15 protein-coding genes are annotated in these 20,488 nt (G+C 53.7%); 5 read left to right on the top strand and 10 right to left on the bottom strand.

The features are described from left to right. Positions 1–40 precede the first annotated feature (40 nt). Both ABJQ89_RS19900 and ABJQ89_RS19895 read right to left on the bottom strand, forming a co-directional pair. Positions 41–1,387, bottom strand: a complete 1,347-nt coding sequence (locus ABJQ89_RS19900) for an ABC transporter substrate-binding protein (RefSeq protein WP_348497897.1) — start codon at positions 1,385–1,387, stop codon at positions 41–43. Then, positions 1,384–2,454: a substrate-binding domain-containing protein gene (locus ABJQ89_RS19895; RefSeq protein WP_348497896.1), complete on the bottom strand. Its 1,071-nt coding sequence runs from the start codon at positions 2,452–2,454 to the stop codon at positions 1,384–1,386. Before ABJQ89_RS19895 ends, ABJQ89_RS19900 begins: the two co-directional genes overlap by 4 nt. A 146-nt stretch (positions 2,455–2,600) precedes the next feature. On the opposite strand from ABJQ89_RS19895, the gene ABJQ89_RS19890 reads away from it, so the two are divergent. Continuing rightward, entirely contained in the window at positions 2,601–3,287 is a 687-nt protein-coding gene (locus ABJQ89_RS19890; RefSeq protein WP_348497895.1) for a D-lyxose/D-mannose family sugar isomerase, read from the top strand. A 41-nt stretch (positions 3,288–3,328) separates the two neighbouring features. Here ABJQ89_RS19890 and ABJQ89_RS19885 read toward each other — a convergent pair whose 3' ends face one another. The 5 genes from ABJQ89_RS19885 to ABJQ89_RS19865 are packed head-to-tail and all read right to left on the bottom strand — an operon-like array spanning position 3,329 to position 8,113. Continuing rightward, on the bottom strand, positions 3,329–4,426 hold the full coding sequence (locus ABJQ89_RS19885) for a DUF917 domain-containing protein (protein ID WP_348497894.1): 1,098 nt from the start codon (positions 4,424–4,426) through the stop codon (positions 3,329–3,331). A 1-nt stretch (position 4,427) separates the two neighbouring features. After that, a complete protein-coding gene (locus tag ABJQ89_RS19880) occupies positions 4,428–5,210 on the bottom strand; it encodes an ABC transporter permease (RefSeq protein WP_348497893.1) in 783 nt (260 codons plus the stop codon). Beyond that, the gene (locus tag ABJQ89_RS19875; RefSeq protein ID WP_348497892.1) at positions 5,207–6,052 is read right to left on the bottom strand and encodes a hypothetical protein; all 846 of its coding nucleotides are present in this window, start codon (positions 6,050–6,052) and stop codon (positions 5,207–5,209) included. The genes ABJQ89_RS19880 and ABJQ89_RS19875 overlap by 4 nt, the downstream gene beginning before the upstream one ends. Further along, complete coding sequence (locus ABJQ89_RS19870; protein ID WP_348497891.1) at positions 6,049–7,011, bottom strand: ABC transporter ATP-binding protein; 963 nt, start codon at positions 7,009–7,011, stop codon at positions 6,049–6,051. The genes ABJQ89_RS19875 and ABJQ89_RS19870 overlap by 4 nt, the downstream gene beginning before the upstream one ends. Before the next feature lie 52 nt (positions 7,012–7,063). Continuing rightward, positions 7,064–8,113, bottom strand: a complete 1,050-nt coding sequence (locus ABJQ89_RS19865; RefSeq protein ID WP_348497890.1) for an extracellular solute-binding protein — start codon at positions 8,111–8,113, stop codon at positions 7,064–7,066. 151 nt (positions 8,114–8,264) lie between these two features. Between ABJQ89_RS19865 and ABJQ89_RS19860 the strand changes: the two genes are divergently transcribed. The 4 genes from ABJQ89_RS19860 (at position 8,265) to ABJQ89_RS19845 (ending at position 15,839) form a co-directional block, all read left to right on the top strand. Beyond that, a complete protein-coding gene (locus ABJQ89_RS19860; protein WP_348497889.1) occupies positions 8,265–9,182 on the top strand; it encodes a LysR family transcriptional regulator in 918 nt (305 codons plus the stop codon). A 363-nt stretch (positions 9,183–9,545) separates the two neighbouring features. Next, a complete protein-coding gene (locus ABJQ89_RS19855; RefSeq protein WP_348497888.1) occupies positions 9,546–11,270 on the top strand; it encodes a hypothetical protein in 1,725 nt (574 codons plus the stop codon). A 79-nt stretch (positions 11,271–11,349) separates the two neighbouring features. Beyond that, entirely contained in the window at positions 11,350–14,757 is a 3,408-nt protein-coding gene (locus ABJQ89_RS19850; protein ID WP_348497887.1) for a LodA/GoxA family CTQ-dependent oxidase, read from the top strand. Then, entirely contained in the window at positions 14,754–15,839 is a 1,086-nt protein-coding gene (locus tag ABJQ89_RS19845; protein WP_348497886.1) for a tryptophan 7-halogenase, read from the top strand. Before ABJQ89_RS19850 ends, ABJQ89_RS19845 begins: the two co-directional genes overlap by 4 nt. Before the next feature lie 61 nt (positions 15,840–15,900). On the opposite strand, the gene ABJQ89_RS19840 is transcribed toward ABJQ89_RS19845, so the two are convergent. The 3 genes from ABJQ89_RS19840 to ABJQ89_RS19830 form a co-directional block, all read right to left on the bottom strand. After that, positions 15,901–17,163, bottom strand: a complete 1,263-nt coding sequence (locus ABJQ89_RS19840) for a hypothetical protein (RefSeq protein WP_348497885.1) — start codon at positions 17,161–17,163, stop codon at positions 15,901–15,903. Between the two features lie 224 nt (positions 17,164–17,387). Then, the gene (locus tag ABJQ89_RS19835; protein WP_348497884.1) at positions 17,388–18,728 is read right to left on the bottom strand and encodes a DNA/RNA non-specific endonuclease; all 1,341 of its coding nucleotides are present in this window, start codon (positions 18,726–18,728) and stop codon (positions 17,388–17,390) included. A 140-nt stretch (positions 18,729–18,868) separates the two neighbouring features. Then, the coding region (locus ABJQ89_RS19830) for a hypothetical protein (RefSeq protein ID WP_348497883.1) at positions 18,869–20,488 on the bottom strand (1,620 nt) is incomplete at its 5' end.

The raw sequence follows: 20,488 nt of genomic DNA, 5'->3' as shown, positions 1-20,488 counted from the left end.
GCACTGAGATGCACCGCCAATTAGGTTTAAAACCTTCAGCTTACAGGTCGAGCGCCTTATGCTCGGCCACGATCTTGTCTGCAGCTTCCTGCACGGATAGATCGCCATCTGTCATTTCACGGATCACACGGCTCATGATCTGAGAGTTCACGATCTTTGACGCAGTCGCCAGCTGTCCATCAGCCACGCCCCAGCGATCACCCACGGACAAACCCGCGACGATATCGTCAATCACAGACTGAGGGTAGATGTCACCCAGCGGTGCCTTGCGATCAACGCCCACGTCTAGGCCAGCCCAAACTGTCTCGAACGAAGTATCGCCTGCTTCGGCGCCGCGGCGCACAGGGAACTTGCCCTCAGGCGCTTGTGACAACCACTGGCCGTAGCCTTCGGACAAGACATACTCGACAAAGGATTGCGCAACTTCAGTATTCGCATCCGCTGAAATGCCAAGGTAGCGCACGTCGGCATAGGCGGCTCCGTCCGCATTGCCGGGGCCAGAAATGACCGTAGAGAAGCCTGTGGACATGGCCAGTTCTTTGGTCGTCGGATCATCCGAGATCGTTACCGGCGCGCTGTCACGCAGGCCACCAAGCTCATCAAGGATCGACGGAGACCAGATGACCATCGCGGCTTTCCCATCTAGGTACAGTTCCCGCGATTGGGACCAGTAAAGATCACCCTCAGGCGAATTTGCCACTAGCTCTTTGTAGAGATCAAGCAGCTCGACCAGATGTGTTGTGTCCTCATTGATAGACCCGTCTGTGTTCACAGGGGAATACCCAGTGGCAAGCGACAGATGCTCAATCAACTGCATCATGTAGCCTTCGTCGATCTTAGTCGCGGCGACAAAGCCATACATTTCAGGCGGGTTGTGCAGCGCGGTCATCGCGGCGTTCATTGCATCGAAAGTTGTCGGTGCGGCGAGGCCTGCCTTCTCAAACAAGTCAGCACGGTAGACGACCAATTGGGTCCAACCATCCGTCGGTACGGCTACGATTTCGCCGTCAGACATGGCCATGGCCACGGGGCCCTCAGCAAAGCTGTCGGTGCCAAGGTTGTCCATCACTTCGCTAGCGGCGGCTGTGTCTAAAAGACCGGCTTCGGAATAGGGCAAGATGTGTTGAACTGTCAGGTTCAGCACATCAGGCAGATCGCCCGCCGCAAAGGCAGCTGTGGCGCGCGTCTGAATGTCGGATTCCTCGACCGGAATAATCTCGACGGTGTGACCAGTCGCGGCTTGAAAACCATCTGCCATTTCTTGCTGAACGGCCATCCGCTCGGGCTGAACCTCCATGGTCCAGAACCGAATTGTGTCCGCGCTCGCCGCTGAGGCGAGCACCGTTGTCGCTAGAAGTCCGGCGATCAAGTGTTTCGTGCTTTTCATTGTAGTTCCTCCCTAGATAAAATGTCGTTCAGGGCTTGAGTGGTTGGCAAAGGCCCATCTGTATTTCGGCGTAAAAGCTGTGCGCGCTGTAATTCTTGGTGCTTGGATGGATCGTCCCCATCAATAATAGCCAGCAACATGTCGCCTAAGCGCCGCCCCGCATGCGCCTGAGGCTGCGCCATTGTCGTCAAAGGTGGGTTCGAATGGGTTCCGAATTTCAACCCGTCATACCCGACAACCGAAATGTCCTCGCCTGGCACCAGCCCCCGCGCGCGGATTGCGGCCAGCGCGCCCAGTGCCATAGTGTCTGATAAGCAAACGATGCCTGTCGGTGGATCAACAAGATCAAGTAGCGCATGCGTGGCGATTTCGCCGCCGTCATCACTAAAGTCCGAAATTTGGATGAGATCTTGGTCCACCGTTAACCCATTGCCGACGATCGCTTTTTGATACCCGTTCAGACGATCCTGCACGAACTGATACTGGAGCGGCGCGCCGACAAAGGCGATACGGCTGTGGCCCAATCCGATCAGATGGTTCACGGATGTTTCAAATGCATCCTCACCATCCACATCATACCACGCGTAGTTTTTATAGGATGCTGTGCGTCCGTGGACCACAAAAGGGCACTTCAGGTCCTGCATGAGCCGGATGCGCGGATCATTCTTGAGCGGGCGTGAAATGACCAAACCACTCACCCGACCTGAACGCACCATTCGTTCAATCTGGCTGAGCTCGTCCTTTGACGACTCGGCATGAGTCACAAGCAAATCCCAGTTGCGCTTGCCTAAGGCCTCACCCAAACCTTGCAAAAGTTGCGCAACGAAGGGCTGCGCTATCGCGCTGCTGAACCGCGGCATGAGGTAGCCAACGGTTTCGGATGTCCCCAACGATAAGCGCCGTGCATTCTGGTTAGCGCGATAGCCAAGTTCATCTGCCGCACGCTTTACGCGGTCGCGGGTTGCAGGGCTGATATCGGGATAATTGTTCAACGCTCGGCTGACCGTTGGCACAGTCAGGTCCAAGTGCGCGGCCAAAATCTTCAAGCTGATTGGCTTGCCGGTCATCGAATCCTCCCTCTCTTGCGAAAGGCTAATCGAAAGCGGTTTCGGAACGCAACAAAAATCCGAAAGCGGTTTCGGAGGCTTGGCAAATCACCTAAACTACACAAAACGAAATTAAGCTTATTCACGGAAACACCGGAGCCGCCCCCATGAAACGATCACGCATCAATGATATTATCGCGCAATCAGACGACATGATGCGCCAGTTTGGCTTTACCCTGCCGCCTTTCGCGTATTGGACACCGGATGAGTTCAAGGCCCGCAAAGATGACGCCCAAAACGTCATCGATGCGCGCTGTGGGTGGGACATAACCGATTATGGGGCAGGGGATTACGACAAGATGGGCCTGTTTCTGTTCACCCTACGCAATGGCCGTCTGGCTGATCTGCAACGAGGTGGTGGGATGTGCTATGCGGAAAAGCTGCTGATTTCGAAGCAGGACCAGCTGAGCCCGATGCATACCCATGTCTTAAAAGCAGAAGACATCATCAATCGGGGCGGGGCTACGCTGGTGGTTGAGCTTTTTGGTTCAGATACTGCTGGAAACTTCGATGAGACCGCAGGCGGTACGGTGTTTTGCGACGGGATCAAGCGGGACTTTGCAGCGGGTGAAAAGCTGCGTCTTGCGCCGGGCGAAAGCGTAACTTTGATGCCCGGCGACTGGCATGCGTTTTGGGGCGACGGCGGTGATGTATTGATCGGCGAAGTCTCAACCGTGAATGACGATGAAACGGACAACATCTTTCGCGCGCCCATTGGGCGCTTTGCCAACATTGAGGAAGATGTCAGCCCAACACATCTGTTGGTAAGTGATTATCGCGTTTGGCTGAGTTGAACTCGCGCCGGAAGCTCGAGATAAGTTTATTACGGCTAGGTCTAGCTGCTCACTTTGATCGGTGAGTTGAATTGAGCCTCGATCCCCGCGTAGCGCGGTCCGAAAATTGACAGTCCGCGTTCAGAAGTAAAGGGGGCGGGTGCAGGCAAAACCACCAAAGCGATGGACTGACCTTTGACAACATCTGGATTGGCGACGGGTGCGCCTGTATCGCGATCAAAGAAGCAGATCAGATCGGGGACCGTTGCCTTGACCGTGCCATCCAGCACACAGGCCATGTTTTCATTCTTGATGCTGATGGTCATGTCCCCTGCGTTGCCGCGCAGGACGATCTGGCCAATCGTGAATCCTTGATCCGTCTTGTAATCCACCCGCGTTGCCTGCCCGTCAAACAACACCATGCCTGCCCCGAACGTGGCAATCGCTTGCGCTGTGTCGGCTCCTGTCGCCATAGCTTCGCGGCAAATGCGCCCCATGTTAATGGCATTGGTAATCGTTCCGGGGATCAAAACATCGCGCAGGTCGCGCATTGGGAGTGCGTGATCGATCGCGGCGATGGTGTTGCGGCTAACTTGGGTCAGGGCGCGCACCAGCGTCTCGGCTCGTTGATCGTCTTTGACCTTGTCGATCAGGAAAGACTCTCCGAATTGGTTAACCGCATAGATCGGCGCCGCTGGTAGGCCGTTGAGGTAATAGGTGGAATGGGTGATTTCCGGCACGGCCCGGCCCGCTGGATCAGCGTCGATGATCTTGTGCCCGTTCATAACCGCAGGAAAGAAAGCGGCGGCAGTGTTGGAGCCGCCGAGCTCGCAAGGCGTTGTGCCATAGAAGGTTTGGCCCAGATGGTCCTGAAATTCGCCGTAAGCTTGCAACAAGGGATCAGCATCGCTGTCGGTCAGCCCCACATATTGGCGTTCTTCTGCGGCGCTCAGGGGCGTAATTGCGCCAAGCAAATAAGGTGTGCAGATCAGTGCATCGTCTGGCACCTCATCCAGTGTGACCAGATCAAACGTCTTGCCCGCCACAAGCGCCGTTTCAATCAGCGCCCGCCCTTCAGCGATATCCCCGCCACCACCTGCGCCAAGGATCACAGCCCCCAACAGCATGTCTTCAAGGTCTTGATGTGTCAGCCTGCGCATATCATCCGTCCTTTGATGTTCCGAAAAGCGCGACAAGGTCCGTGATCCGCGACAGGGCTAGCAGGATGGTGACCGTCAAAGCGACGAACAGCATCGAAGCTGCGGCCACGACGGGCGAATACCCATAGCGCACGTTGTTGAAGATTTTGATCGGCAGGGTTTCGACCACAAAGCCTGAAATCATGTTTGCGATCAGGTATTCATTCACGCTGATAATCGCGACCAAGGCAAAGCCTGTGGCGACGTATGGGGCAATAAGGGGCAGAACCACTGTGCGAAACACCTGCGCAGGGGTCGCACCCAAGGTTTGTGCGGCCTCAATCACCTCATCCGTCAGTGCAGCAAAGCCGCGAGCGATGATGACCAACGGGAGGGTGACAAGAAACACACCGTGCGAGACAATGGTTGCTTCGATCCGTCCGTACCAGCCGACCTCTGCCCAAAACAGGCTCGCGCCAAGTGCGAGGATGATTGGGGGGAGCAGGAATGGCCCCAAGCCCAGTGCAAAGGTGAACTTGGCAAAGCGTGATCCTGTCCGCCAAAGCACATAGTTGATCGCCAATGCAACGGTGGTTGCAATCACTCCTGCGATCACGGCAATCAACAGTGAACGGCCAATGGCCGCAAGCCATTCTGCCTCAGTCAGCAGTTCCTCATACCACGCGGCCGACAAAGCCTCTGGAGGAAAGGTGATGTTTTTGGACGCGCCAACCGACACGCCCAGTACGACAACAAATGGGGCGATCAGCAGGAATGCGATGATCCAGAGGTACAGCTTTCTCATATCCTGCGCCCTTTTGCGAAAAGGGCAGAGGCGAGCAAGACAATCACCGTGACGATCAGCATCACGACGGCAAGCGCAGCCCCTAAGGGCAAGTTCGCATCGCCCAAGGCTTTGTCGCTGATGATCACTGTCATCGTCCAGTCCTTCGGGCGGCCCAACATCGTGGGCATTACGAAGACCCCCAAGAGATAGACGAACATCGTCAGCGTTACCGAGATCAGGCTGGTGCGGAATGTGGGCAGCAGAACTTTGAAGAAGACAAGGGCCGGGGGAGTCCCCAAGGTCATTGCGGCTTCTTCAATGCTGCGGTCCCGGCGCGCGAGCGAGGGGTAAAGGATCAAGGCCACGATTGAGAAGCCAAGGAATACGAGACCAATGAGCATCGCGCCAAAGCTGGGAGAGAGCGATCTTGGATTATCCCAAAGCCCCAATGCTTCAAGCAAGCGGGGTAGACCTGCGCTTTCCGATAGTAAGATCAGCCATGCAAATCCCATGATGACTTCGCTCAGACACATCAAGGACAGCAGCAGGATGATCCAGAACAGTTGCCAAGTGCGGTTAAGATCAGAGACAATCAGCACCAGTGGAAAGGCAAGTGCCACGACAAGCACCGCGCCGAGCGCTGATGAATAGATCGAACGGAATGAGACCGAGTAATAGAAGCTGGAAAAGAATTTCGCGTAATTTTCCCAGACGAAATCAACCTTGTAAAACCCCATAGGGTCAGGTTGGTAAAAGCTGACAACGATCATGAAGATCAGTGGGACAACGAAGAAAACCGCCATAACCGCAAAGGCCAGCCCGCCGATCAGGCGCGGCGCATATGAAGGACTGCGGATCATGCAGGCAGCGCCCAGGCTTTGCTCGCGTCCCATGAAAGGGTCACTGTCTCGCCTTCATCAAAACCGACGCCAGTCCCTGCGATTTCGCTTTGATGCAGGGTTTGCGCGCCAACCTTTATGTCGCGTTCCAGCAAGGCACCCAAACGGCGCTGTCTAAGGATATGCCCTGTCATGCCGTCACCGGTTTTGTCTAGCGTGATGAACTCTGGCCGAACGGCTAGGGTCTGCCCCTCATGTGCGATGATGTTGTTGATCCCTATAAATTCGGCCACGAAACGGGTTGCGGGGCGCGAATAAAGATCTTCAGGCGAGCCCGCCTGCTCGATCCGCCCATCGTTCATCACAACGATCCGATCCGCGAGCGCCATGGCTTCGCGTTGGTCGTGGGTGACGAAAATGGTTGTGATGCCAAGATCGCGCTGTATCCGTTTTACCTCTTCCTGCATCTGATCACGCAAACCAGCGTCGAGAGCTGAGAAGGGTTCATCCATCAAAAAAAGTTGCGGGGATAACGCAAGCGCCCGCGCGATTGCGACACGTTGCTTCTGACCGCCGGACAGAGCCGAAACAGCCCGTTGCTCAAGGCCCGAAAGGCCGACCATTTCCAACAAGCGCGTCACATCTGTTTCGATCCTCGACGCTGATGCTCCGGCCAAACGCATCCCATAGGCGATGTTGTTTTCTACGTTCAAATGCGGGAAAAGCGCCAAGGATTGAAACACCATTCCGATATTGCGCTTGTGGCAGGGCACCTTTGTCAGGTCGGCGCCGTCCAGCAGAATGTCGCCTTGGTCGTGGGTTTCAAGCCCTGCAATCAAGCGCAGCAACGTTGTCTTGCCGCAGCCAGATCCGCCGAGAAGGCAAATGAACTCACCGTCCTCAACCGCCAAGGAAATGTCCTTGAGCGCGGTGAAGTCGCCAAAGGATTTTCGCAGTTTGGTGATGGTCAGTTCAGTCATTCTTGTCCCCGTGATGAAGAGTGGCGGGACCAGACGCCCCGCCACAAAAGTCTTATTGTGCGATCATTTCCTGATACTTCGTCTCGAGCCAATCCCCTTCACGCAGGTGAATATGGGTCTGCACGCGGATCGGTTCGATATCGCTGCCAACGGCTGCGAATTCTTCGTCCGTGAGGTCCATCGCATCACGCGGTACAATCGGTGTCGTACCCATCTTGCGCGCCATCAGCGCCTGTGTTTCCGGACGGCTCATGTAGTCCAGGAATTTCTCTGCGGCTTCGATGTTTTCAGAATCCCGAGGAACAACCCAATATGCATCCGACACGATCCCACCTTCTGCAGGAAAGGTTGAGGCCACTGGCAGCCCGTCCCAGATCGAAAGCATGGTGACGTCATGGTAATACAGACCAGCGTTCAGCTCTCCGTTTTCAAGCTGCTGCTGGAATTGTCCTTCATCGCGATACCACAGGCTGACCTGCGGTTTTAGTTCCGCGATCTTGCCGATGACCTGCTCGATCCCATCTCGGGTCTCAAGGATGTCCACGCCATCAAAGAAAGTTGCGGCAGTTACTTCTAAAAGGCCCGAGTTAGGCGTCGTTACGATGCCCAGCTTGCCGTCCCACTTGTCCTCCCAAAGTTCGGCCCAGCTTGCAGGGGCGTCGGCGGCATAATCAGTGTTGGTGACGAAGGTCGTGTAGAATGCCAACGCGCCAACGGCGTAGGCGTTACTCGCGTCGTTCAGCTTTACATAGCCATCAAGTAGGTTTTCGGTGCCGGGCATATTCGCAGGGTCCAATTCGGCCCAAAGGCCGACTTCATTACCGCGGATCAGCACCTCATCCACCACCAATGACAAATCGGCAGGCGCTTGTTTGGCGCGGGCGGCGGCCATCAGTTGGGTCATCCACGTAGAGTCCTCGGGCTGGGCGATGGACTTTACGGTGATGCCGGTTTCTTCGGTGAAGCCTGGATAAACTTCAGCGGCAAGCGTTTCCTCAAAAAAGCCGCCCCATGCGCTGATGGTCAGCTCTTGGGCAGAGGTGGCCGAGGCAACGGCGAAGATAAGCGCTGTTGTGGCGCATAAACGATTGGTGGTCCCCATTGGTAATCTCCTGTTGGCGTTTTCCCATTGCCCGAAAAGCTAGAGCCATCCAAATATCAAGACCATATTGAAGGGCTTATGTTTGCATAATTGAATCGACATGCGACGGCGTCTTTGGTTTTGTTGGCGAATAGTTAAGGCTGAGGCATCCGTGAAACTTTCCGATATCGATCTGCGTTTATTGCGTGTGTTTCAGGCCGTTGCAGTGGCTGGCGGATTTGCAAAAGCGCAAGGTGCTTTGGGGATTTCGCAGCCCGCTATCAGCGCACAAATCGCCAAACTTGAGGATCGGTTGAGCCTGCGCCTATGTGATCGGGGCCCCACAGGATTTGCGCTGACGGCCAAAGGGGAACAAGTATTGGGTGAGGTCAATCATCTTCTCGATCAGATTGACGCCGCCGCTGCGCGCTTGAATGCAATAAGCAGTCCCACAAAGGAGTTGGTGCGGATCGGGGTTGTCGACTCGATGGTCACGGACCCCAACAACCCGCTGATTGCAGTGCTCAAGGCCGCGAAGCAAAGCCGCCCGAGGCTGAAGATCAGCATTGGCATTTTCGATTATTTGGCGTGCCTCGAAGAATTGCGGGCCAACCGACTGGACATTGCCATTGTCGGTATCGCCGGGAACGAGCGGTTGCCCACGGAAACCGAAGCGCTGTCGCTCTACAGCGAAAAGAGCAGTCTTTATTGCAGCCCTGATCATCCCTGCGCGCGGGCAAAAACTGCGTCGGACTTTCGCGTAGCTTTGGCCGCTGCTCAAATTTCTGCGCATAGTTTTGTCTTTAATCCAATCGACCAGGACCTAGATCCAATGTTGCTTGGGGATCATGACGGGATCGTTCAGGACACGATTGAATTGACCGCGTATCACGCGTTGTCATCGACGCATGTTGGGCTTTTGCCAGACCATTATGCAACGTGGTGGGAGACAACGGGACAGCTTGTGTCGCTGGCAGGTTTCCACGATCCGATCATCTCCAAATTTCACGCGTTGCGCTTGGGCTTAGGGAAGAAGGACACATCGGTGGACTACGTTTGGCAGGCTCTCGCATCCACCGCGAAATCTTAGCCGATATTGTCTTTCTCAAAGGCGCGCTCATCGCCCTCATTTGAACGTGAGCGTCTGTGCTGCTCGCGCAATTCGTTCTGCCTGAGCTGGTCGAGACTTATCGTGGTCTGACTTTGCCCAATATTGCTATCCATAGCAAATTGTGCGGTTGCGGCCTTGTACGAAGTTTAAGAGTGAAAGCAGCGCAGAACACCTCTTCGTTTGCAGAAAACACAAGGCTAGAGGTTTCATTTGTGGGCCGCTCCTTCTGAAAGCCACACACTTTTTTGGGATTTTTAAATGACAGTTTTCCCTTTTTAGTTGCAATGCGTGAAATCCACGGTCTAAGTTTCCGCCAAGGGCTTTCTATTCTGGAGATTTTTAATGACTTTTTTGAGAGTGGTTTTTGACTGCTGCAGGGCCGCCAAGCCAGCAACGATCCTTGCCTCACTTGTGGTTACGACAATGCCAGCTTTCGCCGATGACGCGGTGCCGATCCCCGATTTCTTTGGCGCGACGGCGATGAATATGCCGTTTGATGCGCCCGCCGTACCAGTAAATGCCTCAGGCAAGGTCGACTATGCCAAAGAGCAAGAACAACTGGCAATCTACGCATGGCAAGAATTTATCGCGGCCAATTGGCCGTCGTCGTTTACATCCTCGGCACCGACACGCGGTGAGCCAGACCCAAGTAAAACCGCCGTTGATTTCGCGCAGCCGTCGAATGACGGTCAGTTGGTCTGGCAGACCTTTGCCCATAGAGCGGAAATTTATCCAGAGATTGATGCGACAACTCAAACCTATCCAACCTATCCCAAAACATTCGATACAGTTCCCGAATATGTTTATTCTTCAGCGGGCGCTGTTCCGGCATGTGGAGCCTATGATTCATCAACCAAGACTTGGGCTACGGATGCATCAAACCCGCTGAGTGGTGTTTCGCTGTTTAACAATTTGGATGAAACCAGCCAGATTGATCTTGCAACTCTGTTTGTCGATGGTGATCCAGCTGATCCGACCGTAGGCGACGCAGGCTCGCAGCCATTGTCTATGGGGCTCTCCAAACAACCACGTCGTTTCATTTATGAAGCGAAGGCGAACAGAGCGGTCTTCGATTTTGTGAACGAAAACCAGTTTTATGATCAAACGGAGCGTCTGAAAGCCCAGATCGCGACCTATATCGCTGTGCGCGACAATGATCAGGGTGGCCTTTCTGTGTGCCCAACACCTGATGAAACAAGCGGCCAGCAGATTATTTGCTTTCCACCTGCGACATCCGACACTGTTGGCGCGATGTTCGTTAAAGCAACATGGCGGCAGCTCACGCTGGATGAGTATAACTCTGGACGTTATCTGACTGCACCGATTGTGCGCTACCGCAACCCCGATCCAAATTCGACAACCGATACGTTTTGTCATGAAACCATTGCTGCAGAACCAACAGCGACGACCCTTCCATATGGGTTGACGGGCCTGCACATCATTCACAAAACGACCAACTACCCGACGTTTGTATTCGCGACGTTTGAGCAGGCGGACAATCTTTCAGCGCCGAGCGGCAGCTACAACAACCTGTTTTATTACAATCGCCACGAACAGGCACCGATTGATCCGAACCGTCAGAATGTAACGTCCCGTGCACACCCCATTCCTGATGATGTGAACGATATCACCAGCCAAGTGCATTTGCAGTTGCGCCAGCTTTTGGCGGCGAACGGGCTGAGTGATAGTGTTTGGCTTTATTACAATCTTGTTGGTGTACAAGGCACGCCCGTCTATCCGGAAGATACCATTGATACGGATTATTTCCTCGCCAACATCACGACCGAGACGAACGAAGTTTTGCGCAGTTTTTCGGGTACGCTAGACGCATCAAACGGCACAATTGATCCGAACGTTCCTAACCTTTCGCAAGGGGCTTCCCATTTTGTCATGGGCGGCTGCAAAGGATGCCACGGCAACGCACAGGTTGGGCCGGCCCCAGCGGATGGAACCGCGCAGCCTGATCCTGATACTTTGATCGCATCTGACTTTAGTTTCATCACTCAAAACGCACCGTTCAAAGGTGTGCCTGATGCAATCAACCAGCCTTTGATCGCCAGCGAATAGGGCCTTCGGCGCGCACAAAGGTGCACGCCGAAGCTCACACACATCATTATTCAAAGACTTTTTATAAGGAGCGAAAGTCATGACCAATGCATTAGTTGGTGTAAGCTCAATTAAAATTGGCCCCGGCATCGGCATGGCCCGGGTTGGAAATTCGACACTCACAGGCGGTGAAGAGTATTTCATCGGACCAGAAACCCCCGGCGTCACACCCAGCCCAGCAACGACGGGGACAAATGGGACGCAAGGGTACAAAGACGGCACAGGCGCATTGAAGCGTCAGGCGCAGCGGTTCCGTGTCTTTGGTTATGATTGCAATGGTGGCTTGCTCGGTGAGATCACCGCAGGATCAACCGTAAACGGATCGCCCGTCAACATTACTTGGGACGTGCACGTCACCAATATGAAAGCTGCCAATTACAGCTTTCAGGGCAAATATGCTTTTGATCCGAGCAAGCTTCGAAACTCGACTATTCAGCCAACCTTGCCCCCGCATTTGCGCGACAAACTGATTATCGATCCGGGTAGCATGAGCATTTCGGGGCCGAGCCAAGGGCCAGTTGAGCTAAATGATAACGGGGCGGGTAGCACGATTTTTGATATCTCGGCTGCGGATACACAACCCATTTCTAGCCGATTAAAGTACGACCCGCCCGCCACGCCAATCCCGAGTGCGCCCGTCGATCATGCAATTGCGATCACGTATAGTCCTGCGACCGTCAGCCTTGGTCGTCTTTATACCGATGACGACGGGCGTTTGATTTTCGTGGGCGGCGAGGGGCGTTCGGAAAGCTGCACGACACCCAGCGTTGTGATTTCTAAAGTCGACATTTCGCAAAGCCCTGAAGGTGGAGAGCCAAACCCAGAATACAACGGCAATTCGTATTTCAACAATCCCGGTTGGTTCGACGATACGTGTGGCGGTTCTGTCAATTGCACGGTGATAAGCACCGATGGCACGTCCGTTCAGCTCGCGACGGATGGTGATGCAATGAGCCAGGGTTGGGTGGCCGTTGCGCCACCGCATTATGCGCCAGCGTCGATCAACGTTGTATCGTTGCTGGATTTGCAAATGGACATCTACCCAGAGGCTGATCCCTATACAGGTGCCGGACCGCTTTATTTTTACGGCGGTCAGGACGCGGGGATTCAATCTGCGCTCAGTACCACCCCCGATTTCAGTGATCTGAACATTGAATCTGCTGAAGCGTTACCTGTGAGTTTGATCACGTCCTTGTCGGCAACTGTTTTGGACGGCACGCCATATCTGGCCGCATCTGACCAAAACGGTGATGTTTACTTCGGCTCGCTTCTCGTTGGTAGTCCCGTACCATTCGCACCCGTATCGGGCGCCCAACCCGCAGTAGGGCCTGGCGCTGTGACAGTGTTCCAGAACAGGGTCTTTCACGTTTACCAGTCCGAAACTGGCCTCATGACGTCCTTGTTCACGCCGAGTACGGGGCAGGTTTATGCGCCATTACCTGTTCCAATCACAACGAACCAAGCTGGCGGGGCCGCGACCACCACCTTTAACGGGCAGGTCTATGTGGGGGTTTTGTCGGGTGGTCCTGAAGCCGGTCTTTACATCGGCAATAGTAAAACCACCAATTCCGATGCATTCACGTTTAATGAGGTGCCGCTGACAAATGGCATCTATACCCCTGAGATGGTGCAAGCGCCTGTTGGCTTTGCCATGTCGGTACATCGCAATAAGCTATACATTGCATATGTGGATTCCGATAACATGTTGTCATTGGCGGTATCTGCAGATGGTGCAACCTTCACAAGCGCGCAGGTCCAAGTGTCGGGCGCTGCAGTTCCAGTCAGCTCCGAAATACGCTCGCTCGCTTTGACCAGCTTTGATGGTCAAATGTACATTTGCTATTCCAGCACAGCGGCGTCTGACAACTATGCGGTTCTTTCAAGCAAAGATGGCAAGACATTCACCACTCACGGTACAAACTTTGCCAGCCAGACAGTGCCAGCGGCCGCAACCAACGTTCCGGTGAATTTCTACCGCGATATCTATCCGATCTTAAAAACGGTTACTGACTATGCATGGACAAACGAACGTGCCTTTCATGGACACCGGCCAGGCGCCACGGGTGATTTTCTAACTCCGAACTACCTTTTGGATTTGGAAAGCCCTGAGTTGTTTTCTGTTGGGGCGTCCAATCCGAAACCCTTCCCAGAGCCAAGCCTCAATGTGGCGCGCTCCTTTGTGTACGGGTTTATTCGCCCGCCGGCCCAAGAGGTTTATATTAAAAATATCGATGGCACCGGTGAGTCTACATCGTATGATGTGCCGCCGCCTCCAATGCCCGCGGTTCCTGATGCGTTAACGCAAATCATTACGTCTGCCGAGGGCGTAAACCAGCGCGCAGACCTGATGCCGCGATTGTTTGGGAATGGTGGCTCACCCGCTGAAAACACCACCAATGGGACGACATATCCCAACCAGTGGCTGCCGTTGACCGATCATCAACTTGAAAAGTTCCAGCATTGGGTAAACGGTAATTTCCAATCCGGCGATATGAGTGATACCGCCAAACAGTACACGGTTTTGGCAAACGGTTCGCCTGTACCTGAACCCGATCAGCTGTCCATTGCAGCATTGCAGCCAACGGTCGGTGGTGGGTTTCACCCTGGCATTGAACTGACCTACCTCATGCATGAAGAAACTTTCTTTGAAGGACCATTCCGGTTTGCACAGGGTACGATTGCTGGTTCGATTGCGGCCTATATGTCTATCCCGTGGCAAGGCGATTTTTGGAGTTGCAACATCTCTTGGTGGCCTGCTTTGCGTCCGGACATCACGGTCACGCAATCTGATCCTGTCGTTAGCCCAGGTCAGGACCCAAACCCAAATCCTGTGCTAACCCACCAACCTTGGTTCAGGGGCGCGCGCATTCCACCGGATTCCGATAACATCAGCGATTATGAAGGCGGATACTCCGTGATGATCGATGATTGGTATCGTCTGGGGCTTGTGACCCCTGTGTCTGATAGCACCGATCAGGGGGAGCAAGTGTTTGCGGAAGTTGAACGCGATCCATCGTTGAACGTGCCGTCATTGTTGATCAGTGTCGCAGATAGCCAAGTGGCCACCGGTCAAGCGATGTCTTATTCTGGCAGCGCAGTCGCCACATCCGCAACAGATGCGACCCAGCCATCACAGGCTTGGACACTTTCGGCCAAGCCGGCCGCTGCAGGGCAAATCTATATTGCTGCTGGCAGCTCTGACGACGTGCTGACGGTGGATTTCGCAACAGGTAGCGTCAGCCTTGCTCCGAAATTAACGCCAGCGGATGACAGCCAGATCTGGACCTATGTGTCCTCGGGAACGGACGGATATCCGGGCCATTTCAATCTGGTGAGCAAAATCAACCTGCAACTACTCACAACGAGTTCGCCCCAGAGCATTTCCACAGCCAGCAGCGGTACAGGAGATCAACTGTGGGCGCTGGGAGCCACGAACCTACCTTCATGACAGAGCCTATGTTTCAGGTTGCTGTGATTGGTGGGGGGCCAGCCGGTGCCGTCGCTGCGCGGCTTTTGGCGACGGCTGGAATGCAAGTCGCGCTCATCGAACGTGGCCGCAAACGGAGCTTCAAGGCGGGAGAAACGCTCCCGCCTGTTGCAAATCCCGTTCTTCGAAGGCTTGGTCTTTGGTCGTTGTTGACAGAGGGGCATATGCGCTGCCCCGGCAATCGTTCGGCGTTCGGGTCCGAAGCTTTGGTTGATCTGGATTTCATCCGGTCCGCGAATGGTGCGGGATGGCACCTTGATCGGATAAAGTTTGAGACCGCATTGCAGAAGCAGGCCATTGAAAGCGGCGTCAACTTCCACAGGAATGCGCTTGTTGGTTTGAAAAGGGAGGGTACCGTTTGGGATATTCCCCTCGCGGATGGGTCTCACCTGACGGCCAATTTTGTCATCGATGCGAGTGGCGGCGCGCGCGCTGTGTTGCGACGATTGAATGTGGCAGAGGCGCGCTACGATCAGCTCGCAGCTTGTGTGGGTATTTATCAATGCGACGTACAACAGGACCACCGCACCATCGTTGAAGCAACCCAAGATGGATGGTGGTACAGCGCTGGTTTGCCAAAGGGTCAACGCGCGGTCATGTATTTCTCTGACACAGACTTAGAAAGCTATGGGCAAGTTCGCAAAAGTTTTGACGTTGAATTGAGCAAAACTCGTTTTGTGTGTCGCGAAGTTCAAAGGAGCAATGCGCTCGGCGCGCCTGACATCTTTGTCGAACCTGCATACAGCGCACATGCGGCGCAGGTTGCGGGTCCGGGGTGGTTGGCACTTGGCGATGCTGCGATGCGCTTTGATCCTTTGTCCAGCCAAGGGCTGTGGACGTCATTTCTTGGGGCTGAAAAAGCGGTATCCGCCATCCTTGATGGATCGGAAAGCACATTGCGCGGCTATGCGGGGTGGTGCACTGAAACCTTCCGAAGTTATTTATCCGAGCGATCAAAGTACTACGAAATGGAGCTGCGCTGGCCTCATCTAGAGTTTTGGCAACGCCGCAGGCTGACCTCCCAATTGCGACGCCCCGCCTGAAATTTTACAGCGAATACAAAACCGTGAAGTGATTGAGTTCAAAGACGTGGTGTGAATGGTTTTATGGTTTTTCTGACCAAAATCGCATCGTGATAGCGGCGAATATTGCGTAGGCTAAAAGCGCTATGGTCATACTTAGTCCAGCTGTTTGCGCATAGACAGCGCAGGTCACGATGGCCAAACCAAAAAGGCCAAGTGTGTCGTGATGGAGTTGCCAAAGCCAATAATCAGCTTTCCCATTCGACCGAAGGGGATATTGCAGAGTTTCAAGTGTTGCTTCTAGCGCTTCTGGATCGGTCTGAAGTTTCAAAGCGATGTTCTCAAAACGCTGTCGCAGGCGAAAAACAAACACCAAAATCAATGTATTCGCCAGCAACAGAACCCAAGCCGAACTATAAGGTATTTTTGCCCCGATGAGATCGAAATCTACGCTGCGATTGTTGCTCAAAGTTTGGAGATGTGTGTCCAAGGTCTGGGCTTTGATCTGCGCGTCCTCAATGGTTAACAATCCGTGGGCACGAAGGTTCTCCGCAAGTTGACTGACGCCGCTTGGGTTAAGGTTTTCTTGATCTTCGAACGGCCAGCCCCCGCCAAGCTGCAAGGCGAGAATCCGAGGTGTCACGAAGTTCTTTGCCACGTCGTCCTCCTGAAGGAGTGCGTGCAGTAATTTGTCTGCAATATCTCCCTCGCCAAGCGTAACGAAATCACCCGCTGCGTCAGTCTTGCGGACCAACTGACTTTGCCCCCAAACAAGGCTGTTTCGAACCCGAGGAGTACCCAAGAATTGCCCAAGGCAGCTATCTGCAGCATCGGCAGAGGCCGCATTAAGCGTGGCCGCAAGCTTAGCTGCGGTGGTCCATAGGTCCGCAAATTCACCACTGCCATTTAAGTCAATTTCGAGTTCAATATACTCAGCGTATCGCTCCAGTTGTCGATATGTCATCTGTTCGATTTCGATCGCATTAGAAGCGGCTTGCTGGAGAACAAAATATCCCTGCCGAGCTTGATTCACTTTACGGCTCAAAGCTCCAAGCTGTTCGCTGAAGCGTTCTAATTTTGTTATGTCTTCTCCCGCCTCTTGTTTCGCTTGCGCCATACAGCCGAGCGCAAAAACTTCGATGAGAAGCAGTTCTGAAACTTTAGCCAAATGTGTTTGGGGATAATCACGGCCGATCAGATTCAAGACGGACAAGTCATAGGCCCAAGCCGTTTCAAGGTCGTCAACGATATAGGAATTGTCTGCGGTACTGCCTTCTAAATGGCTGGGTAAGACCAGAGAAGCCATCGTGCCAAACGCGTCCCTTTCATCCGTCGCATTTTTCAATTGTGCGCTGCCCAATATCAAAGCAAACAAAGCAGCAGCGAAGGCACCGATTTGAACCAACATCATGCTTTGGATGCGCGATGAAATAGTTGCCATCGCACTTGTGTAGCTTTCTAGTTGGTTCATAGAGGCAACATCCTCGTTTTGGGTCAGTTAGCAAGACACACATTGAGCGTTAGACGCGTTCCAAATGGCGATGGTGGCTTGTCCTTTACTAAGTAACTTTATTGCCCCACTTCGAATTGATAAGCGGTCCCGCGCGCGACCTTCTTAATTGCACGTTCGGTCCAACTGACATGATCCATTTGTTGGCCTGCAGCGTCGCGCAAAATGAGGTTGCCGCCGTTGTCGGTCAGTCGAATTGGGGCAAGTGCGTCGCCTGCAAGCCGCAGCGTTCCGGCCGCCGCAATCTGGCCGGCAAGCGCGACGGAGCGTCCTTTTGCGTCGTGCAATGTCCACCCCTCCACCGACAAATCGTCTTCGGTTCTATTAAAAAGTGTGACCCATTCACCGATTTTGCTGTTGGGCTTTGGACGGACCATGGCGGCGTTGATCGCAACAGGACGGTCTGTCAGGGGCATGACGCCATCGCGCGGTTCGGTTAGTTTCAGGATCAGATCGTCCTTGCTGGCGATCGGGATGTTTTCGGGCAGGTGATGCACCGTGACCTTTTCGCGCTCGGCAGTTTTCCGTTGATAGATCAAAGGATTGCGGTCCCTGATCTTGTCGTCGAACTTTAGCCCTGTGAGCGCTTCAAGCTCCATTATTGTGATCTGGTATCTTTGATCTGTTTTAACCACACGCCCGCCTTTTTGCTGGGCAATCACATTGCGATCTTGAAAGACAGCGAAGGTCAAAACTCCTAACGGGTTGTCGTCGGGCGGGTCTTTCATGTGAAAACAGATCACCTTAAAGAAGCCCGAGGGCACCCGTCCGATATCGCCTGTATCGATGTGGTGGACTATGCGATCCAACGGTCCCCAAATTGGCCCAGAAAACACGCAAAGCTTGCCATTGCTGTCCAAGTCAAGCTTGCCCACGATGTCCATCTCGATGGCTTGCCACTCACTGCGGTTCAGGTTTTTGTGTTGCAGCGCAGCATTCGCGTAGATGTATGTGGCCTTGCCTGCCTCATCCATCTCTTCCAAGGTTTCTCCCCACATCGCGTTGTTCCGCATTACCATGTGGCCCTTGTCATAGGGGTTCTCGACTGTGATGCCGAACCCATAGACTTTGTCTTTGTAATATTCATCGCCAAGCTGAAAGGGCTTGCCAATATCTGCGTCGAAGGTCCAACCTTTCGACCCTTTAAATTTCTTCTTTTCCTCGTCGGTAAGATTCTGGCGCTTATCAAAATTGCTGCTTTGGTCGATGTTGTGGGCGGAACAAATTAACTGGCGCGTATCGCGATTCATCAACAAGGTGTAGTTGAGGTGATCAGAGTAGAGATTGCCGCGCAAACTTGTGCGCGATAAGGTTTGCTCAAGTAGCAGTTGGTCCCCAATCTCAGGCATCGGAATGTGCAAGGACTCGCCGATAAAATCCGGTTGGTACCCGTAAGCCATCCTTACTACCTCATCCTTTGGACATGTGTCCCATTACGATTAAAAGGCGGCGCTGAGTCAACTATAAGTAACGGCTCAAAGCTGTCGTTACCTCGTTAATCCGTATGTTGCCAAGCGGTCAGGCAGCTCGCAGCGCGAGATCAAATCAGAAAATCACTCACATCCGTGAGGCCGGTTATGCCTGCAAAGCGAATATCGCTGACGCCATTGCTGAGCGTGGTGTCCGTTCCATCAACCATGAGGGTCCAAGTTGATGGATCAAGCACATCCACGATATCAACGCCTTCTTCCCAGTTTTCGATAGTAGCAGAGTGCACTGATCCCAAGAAGGTGACGCTATCGGTATCGCTATCTTGGCCAAGGTCAATCATCAGGTTTGCCGCATTGTCATCAAAGATGAACTGATCCGCCCCCGCACCTGATGCGATACTGATTTCACCGTTGTCTGTGCCTGCGTTGATACCAAAGCTGACCTGATCCGCCCCATCATCCAGCGTAATATTAACGACCCCATTGGTTACACCGGCGTTGTTGCCAAAGCTGATTACGGTATTGCCGCCTGTATCCGTGATGCTGAGCGTCCCACTTGCGGTCGCCGCATGATCGCCCAGTGTGATACTGTCATTGCCGCCGCCCGATGCAATCGAAACATTGCCCGTCACAGCGGCGAAATGACCAAACTCGATTGTGTCATCATCCGCGCCCGTATCGAGCGTTAACGTGCTTTCAACACCGCCGCGATCTGCGAAGATAAGGGTATCTTCGCCTTCCCCCAACGAAACAGTCATGCTTGAGAAAACCGCGGGGTATTCGCCAAATGTGACCCTATCGTCGAAGCTCGATCCAGTAACGCTGCTCACGGTGGCAGTGTCACCAAAGTCATGATCAAGCGCGATGGACAGTCGCAGGGTTTGCGTCACGCTTGCACCGCTCGCATCGGTCGCGGTGACGTTCACCACATGATCGCCCGCAGCCGTGTGCGCGAGTGCAGCGCCTGTGTTCAGAACGCTGAGAACGCCATCTGTGAGGGACAGACCAGCAGACAGCGCATCTACAGAAATGGTAAAGCTGTCGCCAACAGCCGCGTCCAGATCGCTAAAGAGTGCGTTCAGATCAAAGGTTGCCGCCTCTGTGCCAGAACCAGCGAGACCCATGTCATAATAGTGATTGCCAGCGTCGTCTGTCACATCACCCATTCCTACATAGCTGGGCGCGGTGTTGTAGCTCAGACCGGACACGATCTCAGTGGCCTCAAAGCCTGCAGCGCCACTGACATTGAACGATTGACCATCAATACTTGTGAAAACTTTCCATCCGTTGGCGCCATCTACAGCCGTCCAAAGGCCAGTTGAAGCGGTGAAGGTAATTAGGTCGACGCCGTGCTCCCAACTCGAGATGCGTGTGCTTGTAACCGTGCCAAGGAAGGTCAACGTATCGCTATCGCCATCGCCCATTCTTGAAGTCCCAGAGCCCAAGTCTATATCAAGGTTTTCAGCACCTGTGCCAAAGCTAATCTGATCCGCGCCAGATCTGCTCTGAACAAAAATATAACCGCTATTGGCACCATCATTTGCACCAAAGGTTATTGTGTCATCCCCGAAACCTGCTTCCAGTTCAATGCTTCCGTTGGCTTGAGCCGCGTTATCACCAAAAGAGTAAGTATCGCCAATGGTATCGAAGGGTTGTTCAATGCTCAGCATGCCGTCCAGAAATGCGTAGTCACCAAAGGTAAGTGTGTCTTGGCCGCTCCCTAAATCCAT

This window comes from Planktotalea sp. (genome assembly GCF_039984035.1).
GTDB lineage: Bacteria > Pseudomonadota > Alphaproteobacteria > Rhodobacterales > Rhodobacteraceae > Planktotalea.
Note: the sequence above shows the minus strand (reverse complement) of the source record. Positions and strands in the feature narration are given on the sequence as shown.

Coding starts and splice junctions, on each gene's coding strand:
- ABJQ89_RS19875 (WP_348497892.1), bottom strand. CDS start 6,052: ATGATCCGCAGTCCTTCATATGCGCCGCGCCTGATCGGCGGGCTGGCC.
- ABJQ89_RS19835 (WP_348497884.1), bottom strand. CDS start 18,728: ATGGCTTACGGGTACCAACCGGATTTTATCGGCGAGTCCTTGCACATT.
- ABJQ89_RS19890 (WP_348497895.1), top strand. CDS start 2,601: ATGAAACGATCACGCATCAATGATATTATCGCGCAATCAGACGACATG.
- ABJQ89_RS19880 (WP_348497893.1), bottom strand. CDS start 5,210: ATGAGAAAGCTGTACCTCTGGATCATCGCATTCCTGCTGATCGCCCCA.
- ABJQ89_RS19885 (WP_348497894.1), bottom strand. CDS start 4,426: ATGCGCAGGCTGACACATCAAGACCTTGAAGACATGCTGTTGGGGGCT.
- ABJQ89_RS19850 (WP_348497887.1), top strand. CDS start 11,350: ATGACCAATGCATTAGTTGGTGTAAGCTCAATTAAAATTGGCCCCGGC.
- ABJQ89_RS19865 (WP_348497890.1), bottom strand. CDS start 8,113: ATGGGGACCACCAATCGTTTATGCGCCACAACAGCGCTTATCTTCGCC.
- ABJQ89_RS19900 (WP_348497897.1), bottom strand. CDS start 1,387: ATGAAAAGCACGAAACACTTGATCGCCGGACTTCTAGCGACAACGGTG.
- ABJQ89_RS19845 (WP_348497886.1), top strand. CDS start 14,754: ATGACAGAGCCTATGTTTCAGGTTGCTGTGATTGGTGGGGGGCCAGCC.
- ABJQ89_RS19895 (WP_348497896.1), bottom strand. CDS start 2,454: ATGACCGGCAAGCCAATCAGCTTGAAGATTTTGGCCGCGCACTTGGAC.
- ABJQ89_RS19855 (WP_348497888.1), top strand. CDS start 9,546: ATGACTTTTTTGAGAGTGGTTTTTGACTGCTGCAGGGCCGCCAAGCCA.
- ABJQ89_RS19870 (WP_348497891.1), bottom strand. CDS start 7,011: ATGACTGAACTGACCATCACCAAACTGCGAAAATCCTTTGGCGACTTC.